Genomic DNA, 12,751 nt, shown 5'->3' with positions numbered 1-12,751 from the left:
ACGATTATTTATTAACCTATCAACTCCCTTCTGTTTGCCAAGCAATAAAAACAGCGAGCAGTTTTGTTTTTCCCAGAATATATCAAGAGAGTTGCCGTTGCCGTTCTTCCTGTTACGATAAAGGAAGGATAATCCCGAGCTAACGGGACATCAGGGGAGCAGGGAACATCAGGTCATGAGAGTGGATCGCGGAAATCTGCCACAATGAACACGCTCGTGACGCTTCGCCACCACACGTCCTATCGCTATGACCGTCCCGTCTTTCTGGGTCCTCAGACTATCCGGCTGCGGCCGCCCGTTAACGCACGCAACCCTATCCTGACCTATGCCCTGAACGTCGGTCCTGGCGAAGGTCAGATCGCATGGCGGTTGGACGCCCACGAAAATACGGTTGCCGAAGCCATCTTTGCCGAGCAGGTCTCTCACTTCGATATCGAAGTCCGTATGACTGTGGATATCACGCCCTATGACCCTTTTCAGAAGGGCGGTCAGCCGCTTTCACAAACACCCGACAACCCTGCCTACAGAGTGGCTACGTCTGATCCAGACCTGCTGGACGGCTTTCTTGACGGTCAATTCCCTTCAGCGGGAGAAACAGATCTGGCTCGCCTGATCTGGCTCAATCGCAAACTGGCACAATCGCTCCACTATAAGACCCGTATGGAGCCCGGCACCTGGGCGCCAGCTGAGACCCTGTCCCGCCTGACGGGCTCCTGCCGGGATAGTGCGTGGCTAATGATTGCTTTCGCACGCAGGTTGGGCTTCGCAGCTCGGTTTGTCTCCGGATACCTGATTCAGCCAAAGCCATTGGATACAGGCAGTCAGACATTGACCTGTGACTTGCATGCCTGGGCTGAAATCTGGGTGCCGGAGTCAGGATGGTTCGGATTCGACACGACTTCGGGTCTGGTCACAGCCCAGAACCATATTCCCCTCGCCGTTTCGGCGACACCGGAAGAGGCTGCGCCTGTTTCCGGGCTTCTGGATCACTGTCAGGCGCGGTTTGATGTCTTGATGGAAGCACAACATTTGCACAGAGAGACCAATACCTGACATCATGCTTCGCAAGAGCTGCAATAAGGTGCCGAAACAGTGAAGCTTTTCTCATGTCAGTGCTGCCAGCAGGCTCTGTATTTCGAAAATATTGCGTGTGAATCCTGCCATCATCCCGTGGGCTATCTTCCCGGTTTGGCAACGCTGACTGCGCTGGAACCGACCGGAACGGGCCGCTGGCACCCCGTGGAAGAACAGGTTCAGCATGCAGAGCTCGTCTACTGTGCGAACCATGCCTATGACGCCTGCAACTGGCTGACGACGCCAGACAGATCCGGCAGGCCCGCCATCTGCTTTGCCTGCCGCTTCAACCGGACAATTCCCAACCTCGACAATCCGAAAAATCTTGAGCGCTGGCGGAAGATAGAAGTCGCCAAACACCGACTGTTTTACACGCTGCTTCGCCTCAAACTTCCGATCCGGAGCCGTTGGGAAGACCCTCATAACGGCTTGGCATTTGATTTCCTGGACGATGCCGCAGACGGCTCTGCTCCCATTATGACCGGCCATAACAACGGTCTGATTACTTTGGCCATCCGTGAAGCGGATGACGCCGAGCGCGAGCGGATGCGGGTGGAGATGGGCGAGTATTACCGCACCCTTCTCGGTCATTTCCGGCACGAAATCGGACACTATTACTGGAATGTTCTGGTTCGGGATGCAGGGCGCCTGGAGAGTTGCCGCGCAGTGTTCGGCGATGACCAGCAGGACTATCAGGAGGCCCTGCAAAATCATTACAACAACCCACCGCCGGAAGACTGGCGGGAACGGCATGTCAGCATGTATGCGACGTCCCATCCTTGGGAAGATTTTGCAGAAACATGGGCCCATTACCTCCATATCGTTTCCACTCTGGAGACCGCATGGGCGTATGGCGTGACCATTCATCCCGTTTTGCCGGATGCATCACCCCTTTCAACCAACGGCCCCGGAAACGATCCGTATCTGACGTCCACATTTGACGAAATCATGGAGGCCTGGGTCCCCCTGACATCAGCGGTCAACAGCCTTAACCGCTCCATGGGCCTCTCAGACTTTTATCCCTTCGTGCTGACGTCAGGGGTGCGGGAAAAGCTGGCGTTTATTCACTCCCTGATCCGCGAGACACAGGCGCTCGGTTAGGAAACCGCCTTTCCTGTTCCGAATTGGCGCGTGCGCATCTGCCGAGCCTGATGAATGAAATACAGTTTGGCTCCCGTCATACGGACAGACCTGAACACAAGATAAACCGGCGCGGTCAGCGCCGTGCGGGACGAAAGCGGAATATAGGTGATCTGCCCCGCATGGTGCTGCTGCATGGAATGGGGAACGACCGAAATCCCCAACCCCCCGGCTACAAGACTGAGAGCCGCCATGAGCTGCGGCCCTTTCTGGCGGATATTGGGCATAAAACCTGCCCCGAGGCAGGCATCCACGATCGTCTTGTACAGACCGTTGTTGTACTGGCTTTGATAAAGAATGAAGTCTTCATTCTCCAGATCAGCCAGTCTGAGCCCCTCTGGTGGAGGATTGTCCGCAAGGGGATGGGCCTTGGGCACAGCCACAACCATGGGCTCTTCCAGAATCAGCTCCACCATAACGTCCGAAACATCCGGGATGGACGCACGGACAAACGCGACATCCACCAGATCGTCTCGCAGGGCGCCGAGCAACTGACTGGAATTCCCCTCTGTCAGGCCAAGCGTGACATCCGGCCAGCTTTCGCGAAAATACCCCAAAACAGCTGGTAAACTGGGGTGGCACATTGCTGAGTTGGTGAAGCCGACCGATAGCTCCCCGCTCTCGCCCCGCACGACACGACGGACATCTTCAACCGTCTCGTCTACACGGTCGAGAATATCATAAGCTCCCTTGAGCATACTGCGTCCGGCAGCCGTCAGGCGCATCCCTTTGGCATGACGCTCAAAAATTTGAACACCCATGGTTTCTTCGCAGGAGCGCAACATCCGCGTGAGAGGAGGCTGCTGAATCCCCAGCCGTTCTGCGGCTCGTGTCAGGGTGCCTTCCTCCGCGATGGCAACAACGGCGCGGAAATGACGGAGCTCAACCATGCGATACCTTTAAGGTATGATGAAACCTGTATGGAAATATTGGATCTAACAGTTTTCCTCTCTAAAGTCCGCACGCCTTCTCACATACGGACAGACAGGACGCCCCCATGACCGACAAGATCCCCGCTACCCTTCTCGCCGGTGATGGTATCGGACCAGAAATCATGGCGTCTGTCACGACAGTGCTTGATGCTCTGGGAGCGCCTTTTGTCTGGGACCATCAGAGCGCAGGCATGGGCGCTCTGGAGAGCCAGGGAAGCGCCCTGCCTGATGCGACGCTGGAAAGCATCGCCCGTACGGGCCTAGTGCTGAAAGGCCCTTTGACAACGCCTGTTGGCAAAGGCTTCCGCTCTATCAATGTGACACTTCGTCAGCAGTTCGATCTGTATGCGAATGTTCGTCCGACGCAGACAATCGTGCCAGGCGGTCGTTATGAGAACGTCGATCTGGTCGTGATCCGGGAAAACGTTGAGGGCCTTTACGCCGCCATGGAACACTACATGCGCGTTGGGGACGATCCGGAAGCTGTGGCATACGGCGCCGGGTTCAACACGAGAGCGGAATGTAACCGGATCGTAAGGTTTGCGTTCGAATACGCTGTGAAGAACGGCCGCAAGAAAGTTACGCTGGTTCACAAGGCCAATATCCTCAAGATCCTGAGCGGCATCTTTCTGCATGAAGGCCGCCGCGTAGCCGCAGAATATGAAGGCCGCGTGGAACTTGAAGAGCGCATTGTCGATGCCTGCGCGATGGAACTTGTCATCAAGCCAGAAAATTACGACGTCCTCGTCACGACCAATCTTTTTGGCGATATCCTGTCTGATCTGGCTGCAGGGCTTGTCGGCGGCCTAGGCATGGCGCCAGGCGCGAATATTGGTGAGAAAATGGCGGTTTTTGAAGCAGTTCATGGATCCGCACCCGACATTGCAGGTCAGGGCATTGCTAATCCGCTCGCACTGATGATGGCTGCCAGCATGATGCTGGCTCATGTGGGACGTCAGGACCTGTCCGCCCGTCTTGATGCCGGCATGAAGCAGGTCCTGACGACAGACAATATTCGCACCCACGATCTTGGCGGCACGGCCACAACAGCAGACGTCACGCAGGCCCTCCTGCGCGCCATTCACTGAACAGACGACACGACCAGCAGGGAACACACATCATGAAACAGGTTGGACGCGATCTTCTGGGCAGCCAGCGCGACCTGTCCGTTGACGGACAGACCTATCGCTATTTCTCTCTACCCGTCGCAGCGGAGAAAATCGGGGACATTTCCCGCCTTCCCGTCAGCCTCAAGGTTCTGCTCGAAAACGTCCTGCGTTTCACGGACGGCACGAGCTACAAAGCTGAAGATGCTCAGGCCATTGCAGGCTGGCTGCAATACGCGGGTTCAACGCAGGAAGTGCCGTTCAAGCCATCCCGCATTCTGATGCAGGATTTCACAGGTGTTCCGGCTGTCGTCGATCTGGCCGCTATGCGCGATGGCATTCTGGCGCTCAACGGAGACCCGCGGAAGGTCAATCCGCTTGTGCCGGTTGATCTTGTGATCGACCATTCCGTCATGGTCGACGTGGCAGGCCGTGCAGACGCCCTTCAGCAGAACGTCTCGCTGGAATTCGAGCGGAATGGCGAACGTTATGCGTTCCTACGCTGGGGCCAGCAGGCATTCGACCAGTTCCGCGTTGTGCCGCCGGGTGCGGGCATCTGTCATCAGGTCAATCTGGAATACTTGTCCCAGGTCGTCTGGACCAGCACGATCGACGGCGTAACCTACGCCTATCCGGACACCCTGTATGGCACGGATTCCCACACCACCATGGTCAATGGACTGGGTGTTCTGGGCTGGGGCGTTGGCGGCATCGAAGCCGAAGCCGCGATGCTCGGCCAGCCAATTTCCATGCTCATTCCGGATGTCGTCGGCTTCCGTCTGGACGGCAAACTCCCGGAAGGCACGACGGCCACAGATCTTGTCCTGACCATCACGCAGATGCTGCGCACCAAGGGCGTTGTCGGGAAATTTGTCGAGTTCTATGGTCCTGCGCTGGATCATCTGCCCGTTGCAGACCGTGCAACCATCGCCAATATGGCCCCGGAATACGGCGCAACCTGCGGCTTCTTCCCGGTCGATGCGCTGGCACTGGATTACCTGCGCCAGACCGGCCGTGACGAACACCGTATTGCGCTTGTTGAAGCCTATCTGCGGGCGCAGGGCATGTTCCGTGATGCGTCCACGCCAGAACCGGTCTTTTCCTCCACGCTCTCACTGGATCTCAGCACCGTCACGCCGTCCCTCGCAGGACCGAAGCGCCCGCAAGACCGTGTAGAATTGCGCTCTGCCTCCGAGGCTTTCGAGCAAGCCCTGACAGAGACTCTCGGCGTCAAACCGGAAAATACCATCGTCACCGCTCCGGTCGCTGGAACGGATTACGCGCTGGAACATGGCTCGGTCGTCATCGCGGCCATTACATCCTGCACCAACACGTCCAATCCGGCCGTTCTGATTGCCGCAGGGCTAGTTGCCCGTAAGGCACGTGCACTCGGCCTCAAGCCCAAGCCTTGGGTCAAGACCTCTCTCGCGCCGGGGTCGCAGGTCGTGACCGATTATCTGGATCGTGCAGGTCTAACGGCAGATCTGGATGCGTTGGGCTTTGAAACCGTTGGGTATGGCTGCACGACCTGCATCGGAAACTCAGGCCCGTTGGCCCAACCGATAGTTGATGCCATTGAGGGACATAACCTCGTGGCAACATCCGTCCTGTCCGGCAATCGGAACTTTGAAGGCCGTATTTCACCCAACGTTCGCGCAAATTACCTTGCAAGCCCGCCACTTGTGGTTGCTTACGCGCTGCTCGGGACGATGCGTCAGGACATTACGACAGCCGTTCTGGGTCACACGCCAGACGGCAAGGCCGTCTATCTGAAGGATCTCTGGCCCTCCAACCATGATGTTGCAGAACTAGTTGGGTCCGCAGTTACCCGGGATGCCTTCGTTGAACGGTATGGTCGCATCACGGAAGGCACGCCGGAATGGCAGGCGCTTGGAACAGCCAGTGATTCAGCCACTTTCAAATGGCAGCCTGGCTCTACGTATGTGCAGGATCCGCCATATTTTTCTGGCCTCACAGCTGACCCACAGACAACGAGTGACATTTCAGGCGCACGCGTTCTGGCGCTCCTTGGGGACAACATCACCACCGATCACATCTCGCCTGCCGGTTCCATCGCGACGTCTTCTCCTGCAGGCGAATACCTTCAGGAACATCAGGTCGCGGTTAAAGACTTCAACTCCTATGGGTCACGCCGCGGCAATGACCGCGTGATGGTCCGCGGCACCTTCGCCAATATCCGTATCCGCAATGAAATGGCGCCCGGTACCGAAGGTGGCATGACACGTCATCAGCCGGATGGGACACTCATGTCCATCTATGATGCGGCCACGCGCTACGCTGACGAAGGAACACCGCTTGTCGTGTTTGGCGGCAAGGAATACGGCATGGGCTCATCCCGCGACTGGGCCGCGAAAGGCACGCGTCTCCTTGGTGTCAAAGCCGTCATCGCCGAGAGCTTTGAGCGCATTCACCGTTCCAACCTTGTGGGGATGGGCGTTCTGCCACTGACGTTCGAACCTGGAACGACGCGCAAGACACTAAATCTGGATGGGACTGAAACCATCAATATTGCGGGCATCAGTGATCTGACTCCTCGCAAAACGTTGGTTATGACCATCACCCGTCGCGATGGCACACAGGAAAACGTTCCCCTCCTGTGTCGCATCGATACGGTGGATGAGGCAGATTACTATCGCCATGGCGGTATCCTGCCTTACGTCCTGCGCGGTATGGCTGCGGCCTGAACAAAAAAGGCTCTGCCCCCAACAAGGGGACAGAGCCAAAGCAGGAAAATACCGGGCCTCAGGCTGTCAGAGACAGACCTGCATTGTTCTGAGGGGCCAGTTTGTATGGTCCGCCAGCTTTAATCTGCAGAGCAAGAATGGCAATGCTGTTGGAAGGACGGCTACCAAGCGGCAGAAGGCCACGACCGGCTGTCCAGCGCATGTTACCCTTCTCCGGATTGCTCCAGCCTTCCAGCGTCTCAGTCTTCAGATGAGCTGTAATCCTGTGAGTACGGCTCTCTTCAAACAGAGTAATATCACCAATCAGAACGCCGAGGTTGCGTCGGTCGTCTACAAACGGGCCGATAACGTCACTCGGGCGGCTGGTTCTGGAGACAATCCGCACGCTTTTGACGTTGGCGGGGATCATGAACATGACACGGTCATTGGCTTCACGGGTCTTGCGAATAACCGTGCCGGTGTCCGTCACCAGGTGAAGATCAGCATCGTCCGTAAGAGGTGCATCTTCGGAAACCGTCTCCGAGCACACCTTGCTGGCACGCGCATCAAACTGCTGGAATAGCGGCTCCACAAACTCACGCCTGACATCCAACGGCGCATTACCGTCTTGAGCCCATGTTTTAGCACGACCACCCAAGGCGACGACATTGCCGCTTTGACCAAATGAGCGACGATTTCCTGTGTCCAGATAGCTCTCTGTAAGAACGCCATTCGCGGTGATAACGGAGTGCTGCTCCGTCTCTACATGGTAATAGTCGTAAGACGTGATGCTCTTGTCGTAAAAAATGGAGCGACCGTTTACGAGCATCCGCACAGGTACGAATTTACCGTCGAAGAACAGGCAATGCTCAGCAGTGATCAGCAAGTCTTCATAGGGAACACCATCTGAGATGGCATCCTTGAGAACACGAACCGGATAACCAGCTTTGTCATCAGGCAGTCCTGGGCAGACAAAGGCCTTTTTGGTTCCAACCCACACGACCGGACGATTTACTTCGGCCTGAGCCTGCCAGTCATAAACGGTAACTTCGTCGCCAATGCAGATATCTTCAACAGCGACCTCTCCCTGTGCAGTACGGACCATTGATCCCCGCAAAAAGCACACGACAACCAGTGTTCTCAGATAAGTTTTGCCGTTGATCGTCGAAACCGTGAAAGTCGTTCCTTCATTCGCTTCGGGAAGCTGGAATGAAGAAGTTCCAGAAATTGGCTGCCCCTGACTGGTCAGCGTGTAAACTCCATTCACATACGTGTAGCCATCTGCCGAGAGGCCGTTCAAAATAATTGTGTCGTTTTCTTTAATATTTGTAATATATCCGATAATGCTTGGCGTTGTTCCTGCTGCAATTTCAATTGTACCGCCGCCACCTTCATCAAACTGGATAAGTCCGACAGTTGTAGTCGCATATCCGCCAAGAACTACCGTTCCACCATTCCCAATAATTATTTTAGAGTTACTTGAAACCGTAACAGTGTTATCGAGAGATAGAGATGCTCCGTCGCTTACGGTAACTACAGCTGCATCAGAAGAAGTTCCAATTTTCCATGTAGACGCAGTTACATCGGAATCGTTAATTATAGATACTGAACCTGTCGTAGCTTGACTTGCATCTGGAATTGGGAAGGCAGCATAGTAAGCTGCACCAGCAATAGTTCCAGAATTATCTATAGTGATGGCACCATTCTGCGCACTGACGACAGACTGGCTACCCCCTGTTGGGGTAAAAATTACTGACGCTACCATTGTTTTCTCCTGCCTCTAGCCAGATGAGATCTGCAACTCACCGCGCCTGTTTTTTTGAAGCATGAGAATTTTGGCCACCACTCCCATATGGTAGTGGATGTTTGCTTTTTTTTGAATATTTTTGTCTGATGATTCCGGCTTCAAAAGAAAGAATCCATCAAATGGAAAATCATATTTTTATTACAAAAAATATCTATAAAACTATTGAAGACCGTTCTGAATGGAATGAATCCTTAGTAAATATCGCAAAATACTGCACAGACAGCAGTTTTGGCGGCGCATCTTTAATTCCATTAGACGAAGATATGTCTGAATGGCGCTTTGGCTCCAATCAGGATCCGAAAACAGAAGAATTATATTACAATCACTGGCGAAACAAATCACCTCTGTCCGTCTATACAAGAAAAAAAATAGAAAATGACTTCCTGTATGTTGATGACAGCTTCTTATCTGACAAACAAATCGACAAAATACCGTTTTACATGGAATTTTTGAAGGAATTTGGTGTTCGAAGAATACATCATGCCATGTTCAAAACTGAAAATGGGAATAGGTTCCTACTGTCAGTACAGTCTCCAGACGGGTTAACAATACAATCAAGCGCAATCATCAAGCAAAACCTGACACGAATAATTCCGCACGTTATTCAAGCAGTTGGAACCGGAATCTCCTTTAACAAGAGCAAGAATTTTCATGAAATATTTGAGAATTCCTTCAAAGAAATGCCGTTTGGAATTGCTCTGATTAATTCAGAAAATAAAATTGTATATGCGAACAACAACCTGATCCGGATGGAATCCGATGGGATTTTTGTAAAAAATAACACAATCCAAGTGAAAAGCTCTGATGGTAACAGTAAATTTTCTCGCCTCCTCTCTGGATCCGGCGACGTTCACAATCCCATAAAAATAAAAACCGAAACAGATAAGATTTTTTTTGCAAAAGTAATAAATGTTTCATCCAAAATGGAACAAACAAGAATGGTTATTTTTTCCATTCATAGAGTCAATTCTGAAACGGAAGCTATCCTGAGCAACCTTTTCCTTACAGCGTCTCAATCAAAAATTGCCTGCCTGATCGCGAATGGGAATTCCATTAAGGACTCTTCTTTAAAAATGAATATCACCGAAGGAACTGCCCGACAGATGGTCAAAGACATTTTTGTCAGGTTAGGCGTCAATAGCCAGAGCCAACTTACGGCTTTTGTTAAGAATATAAGTTTTATAGCTTAGATTTTATTACATACCCCTGCATCAATAGTACCAAAATGATGCAGAGGCAGATTAACAGATCTTCTTATACAGCATCCACCGTCACAGCTGACGGTGCATTTTTCTTAACGGATTCAATCCCAGCATTCCGCGCACTTTCACTGCTGTACGCCTGACTGCTGCCAATCACCTGCCCGTTTGAAGCCTTCAGATTGAAGAATGGCTTTCCAGACGCTGAAATCTTACGCTCATAATGGGCGTCGTCAGGGGCATGCTTCTGAACGGAAGCAATACCATTCACCGCACTGGCTTTCTGCTTGTACCCTTCACTGGCAAGAATATTCTCTCCGTTAGCTGCTTTCAGGCGAAAACGATATTCGCCAGCAGTGTCGGTATAGAGTTCAAATTTTGCACTCATGATCGAGCTCCTTTCAGAACAGCATTCATCAGCAGACCCCGCATACCAGATTCAAAAAGACCTGCTGCTCTGAGCCTGCCACAAAAAGTGCTGAAAAATCGAGTCCGCTCTCAAGCCCGACGGGCAAGTGCCAGCTTAAGGCTGAATAGCAAGAAAACGCTGCCGGTTAGACGGTCCATACGTCGTACGACAGTCGGGCTGGACAGAAAGCGTCCAAGGGGAATGGTCAAGGCGACCAGCAGTCCAAGCCATGCAAAAGATAGCAACGCCTGAATAGCGGTTAGCAAAAGCGAAAATTCGCGCACGTTGACATGGGGCGGAATGAACTGCGGCATAAACGTCATGTAAAAAACGCCAACCTTGGGGTTCAGCAGATTGCTCAGCAAACCGCGCCGAAAGGCCAGTCCTGCCTCTGGACGGTTCGTCGGCTGCTCAATGGCTGCTTCAGCCTCTTCTTTCGACAGGGATGATCGCGGATGTAGCAGCAGCTTGATGCCTATCCATCCCAGATAAAGCGCACCTGCCCATTTGACGGCTGTGAATGCCGTCTCTGACGCTGCCAAAAGTGCAGTCAGCCCAAAAGCCGCTCCCAAGCCCCAGACGCCAAGCCCAAGACAGATTCCCATAACGGCTGCCAGCCCGGCTTTCCAGCCAGACGTCGTGGCCGTCCGGAGGGTCATGGCGGTATCCAGGCCCGGCGTAATGGTGAAAACGGCGGCAGTCAGTGCGAAGGCAAGGAGGGGGAGCAGATAAGGATGCATGGCCCGAACCATATACATCCTTTCCGTTCCCCCCAAGGCCTCACCAATTATGCCTGCACAGGCAAGCGGATCAGGTAGTCAAAGGCAGACAGGGAGGCCTTTGCGCCCTCACCCATGGCAATGACAATCTGCTTGTAAGGCACTGTTGTCGCGTCACCCGCAGCGTAGATCCCCGGCACCGATGTTGCGCAATGATCGTTGATCACGATCTCACCATACGGGCTCAGATCCAGGGCCCCCTTCAACCAGTCCGTATTTGGCAGCAGACCGATCTGAACGAATACGCCGTCCGTCTTGATGTGGTGCAGGCCACCATCAGCGTCGCTGTAGGTCAGGCCCGTGACTTCCTTGCCGTCACCTTCGATCTTCGTCGTGAGCGCACTCATCAGAACCGTGACATTGGGCAGGCTCAGCAACTTGTCCTGCAACACCTTATCCGCCTTCAGGTGCGCACCGCGCTGCAAAAGCGTAACGTGTGAGACGATATTCGCCAGATCAATTGCAGCTTCTACACCGCTATTGCCACCACCGGTCACGACAACCGGGCGTCCCTTGTAGAACGGGCCATCGCAATGCGGGCAATAGGCCACGCCCTTGGTGCGATATTCCTCTTCACCCGGAACGCCTAGCTGGCGCCACCGTGCACCGGTTGCCAGAATAACCGTCTTGGAATGCAGGCTCGCCCCACTTTCCAGAGCGATCTCATGCAAGCCACCAATCTGAGCCGCCGGAACAAGTTTGGCAGCTTTCTGAGACGCAATGATCTGCACATCATACTGGCGCACATGGGCTTCAAGCGCAGCAGATAGCTGTGGGCCCTCTGTTTCCTTGACGGAAATGAAGTTTTCGATGCCAGCCGTATCCATCACCTGACCACCGAAGCGGTCCGCAACGAGGCCCGTCCGCAAGCCTTTACGCGCAGCATAAATTGCTGCGGATGCACCCGCCGGGCCCGCGCCCAGTACCAAAACATCAAATGGCGCAACGTCATTTAGCTTGGCAGCCGCACGCTCGACAGAAGAGGCATCCAGCTTTGCCAAAATATCCGCGACTTCCATGCGACCAGAGGCAAATGGCTGCCCATTCAGATAGACCTGCGGCACAGACCGAATGCCAAGGCGTTCGACTTCTTCCTGAAAATCCGCCCCATCAATCGCGACGTGATGGATTTTTGGATTCAGGACGCTCATGGCGTTCAGCGCCTGCACCACATCCGGGCAGTTCTGGCAGGACTGGGAGAAATAAGTCTCGAAATGGAAATCCCCGTCCAGCGCTTTGATCTGCTCAACAAGATCAGCGTCGATCTTGGGCGGATGGCCGCTCACCTGAAGCAGCGCCAGGACCAGCGAGGTAAACTCATGCCCCATCGGGAGGCCGGCGAATGTCACAGCTTCAACCGAACCAGCCCGGCGAATCAGGAAAGACGGGCGGCGGGAAGCAGTTCCGGCGTCGGAGAACGTCACCTTGTTGGACAGGCTGGCAATGTCTTCCAGCAATCCACGCACTTCGGCGGAGCGCTCGTCGGTGCCAAGGGTAGCTTCCAGCACGACGTCACTGCGCAGATATTCCATATAGGCGCGCATCTGGGTTTTCAGGTCGTCCTGAAGCATCGTTTTCTCCAGCAATTTAAAGTTGGTGAAATCTTGAAGAGCCCTGCCCC

At 53.8% G+C, this 12,751-nt stretch carries 10 protein-coding genes; 5 read left to right on the top strand and 5 right to left on the bottom strand.

What is annotated here, in order from left to right; translation table 11 throughout:
• Positions 1–204: 204 nt before the first annotated feature.
• Both KP702_RS06410 and KP702_RS06405 read left to right on the top strand, forming a co-directional pair.
• Positions 205–1,053, top strand: coding sequence for a transglutaminase family protein (locus tag KP702_RS06410; protein WP_215768667.1), 849 nt, complete (start codon positions 205–207; stop codon positions 1,051–1,053).
• Positions 1,054–1,092: 39 nt separating this feature from the next.
• Complete coding sequence (locus tag KP702_RS06405) at positions 1,093–2,175, top strand: putative zinc-binding metallopeptidase (RefSeq protein WP_099211816.1); 1,083 nt, start codon at positions 1,093–1,095, stop codon at positions 2,173–2,175.
• Here the strand turns inward: KP702_RS06405 and KP702_RS06400 are convergent.
• A complete protein-coding gene (locus tag KP702_RS06400; protein ID WP_215768666.1) occupies positions 2,172–3,104 on the bottom strand; it encodes a LysR family transcriptional regulator in 933 nt (310 codons plus the stop codon). The genes KP702_RS06405 and KP702_RS06400 overlap by 4 nt on opposite strands.
• 107 nt (positions 3,105–3,211) lie before the next feature.
• On the opposite strand from KP702_RS06400, the gene KP702_RS06395 reads away from it, so the two are divergent.
• Together KP702_RS06395 and acnA are read left to right on the top strand one after the other, a co-directional pair.
• Entirely contained in the window at positions 3,212–4,234 is a 1,023-nt protein-coding gene (locus KP702_RS06395) for an isocitrate/isopropylmalate dehydrogenase family protein (protein WP_215768665.1), read from the top strand.
• Between the two features lie 32 nt (positions 4,235–4,266).
• Positions 4,267–6,957 carry an aconitate hydratase AcnA gene (acnA, locus tag KP702_RS06390; RefSeq protein ID WP_215768664.1) on the top strand — a complete coding sequence of 897 codons (2,691 nt, stop codon included), beginning with the start codon at positions 4,267–4,269 and terminating at the stop codon, positions 6,955–6,957.
• Between the two features lie 58 nt (positions 6,958–7,015).
• Here acnA and KP702_RS06385 read toward each other — a convergent pair whose 3' ends face one another.
• The gene (locus tag KP702_RS06385; RefSeq protein ID WP_202207181.1) at positions 7,016–8,701 is read right to left on the bottom strand and encodes a Hint domain-containing protein; all 1,686 of its coding nucleotides are present in this window, start codon (positions 8,699–8,701) and stop codon (positions 7,016–7,018) included.
• Between the two features lie 128 nt (positions 8,702–8,829).
• On the opposite strand from KP702_RS06385, the gene KP702_RS06380 reads away from it, so the two are divergent.
• Complete coding sequence (locus KP702_RS06380; protein WP_237389916.1) at positions 8,830–9,933, top strand: LuxR family transcriptional regulator; 1,104 nt, start codon at positions 8,830–8,832, stop codon at positions 9,931–9,933.
• 64 nt (positions 9,934–9,997) lie between these two features.
• Here KP702_RS06380 and KP702_RS06375 read toward each other — a convergent pair whose 3' ends face one another.
• From KP702_RS06375 to ahpF, 3 genes are all read right to left on the bottom strand, one after another.
• Positions 9,998–10,330 carry a YegP family protein gene (locus tag KP702_RS06375; protein WP_064274707.1) on the bottom strand — a complete coding sequence of 111 codons (333 nt, stop codon included), beginning with the start codon at positions 10,328–10,330 and terminating at the stop codon, positions 9,998–10,000.
• A 110-nt stretch (positions 10,331–10,440) separates the two neighbouring features.
• Positions 10,441–11,103 carry a LysE family translocator gene (locus tag KP702_RS06370; protein WP_237389915.1) on the bottom strand — a complete coding sequence of 221 codons (663 nt, stop codon included), beginning with the start codon at positions 11,101–11,103 and terminating at the stop codon, positions 10,441–10,443.
• 35 nt (positions 11,104–11,138) lie between these two features.
• Complete coding sequence (ahpF, locus tag KP702_RS06365) at positions 11,139–12,701, bottom strand: alkyl hydroperoxide reductase subunit F (RefSeq protein WP_202207180.1); 1,563 nt, start codon at positions 12,699–12,701, stop codon at positions 11,139–11,141.
• Positions 12,702–12,751 lie beyond the last annotated feature (50 nt).

Origin of the sequence: Gluconobacter sp. P5B12 (genome assembly GCF_018812035.1) — a bacterium.
GTDB lineage: Bacteria > Pseudomonadota > Alphaproteobacteria > Acetobacterales > Acetobacteraceae > Gluconobacter.
This window is presented reverse-complemented; position numbering and strand designations above follow the sequence as displayed.

Bases quoted from the DNA above. Each gene is read 5' to 3' on its own strand.
- KP702_RS06400 (WP_215768666.1), bottom strand. From the start codon at position 3,104: ATGGTTGAGCTCCGTCATTTCCGCGCCGTTGTTGCCATCGCGGAGGAA.
- ahpF (WP_202207180.1), bottom strand. From the start codon at position 12,701: ATGCTTCAGGACGACCTGAAAACCCAGATGCGCGCCTATATGGAATAT.
- KP702_RS06395 (WP_215768665.1), top strand. From the start codon at position 3,212: ATGACCGACAAGATCCCCGCTACCCTTCTCGCCGGTGATGGTATCGGA.
- KP702_RS06370 (WP_237389915.1), bottom strand. From the start codon at position 11,103: ATGGTTCGGGCCATGCATCCTTATCTGCTCCCCCTCCTTGCCTTCGCA.
- KP702_RS06375 (WP_064274707.1), bottom strand. From the start codon at position 10,330: ATGAGTGCAAAATTTGAACTCTATACCGACACTGCTGGCGAATATCGT.
- acnA (WP_215768664.1), top strand. From the start codon at position 4,267: ATGAAACAGGTTGGACGCGATCTTCTGGGCAGCCAGCGCGACCTGTCC.
- KP702_RS06380 (WP_237389916.1), top strand. From the start codon at position 8,830: ATGATTCCGGCTTCAAAAGAAAGAATCCATCAAATGGAAAATCATATT.
- KP702_RS06410 (WP_215768667.1), top strand. From the start codon at position 205: ATGAACACGCTCGTGACGCTTCGCCACCACACGTCCTATCGCTATGAC.
- KP702_RS06385 (WP_202207181.1), bottom strand. From the start codon at position 8,701: ATGGTAGCGTCAGTAATTTTTACCCCAACAGGGGGTAGCCAGTCTGTC.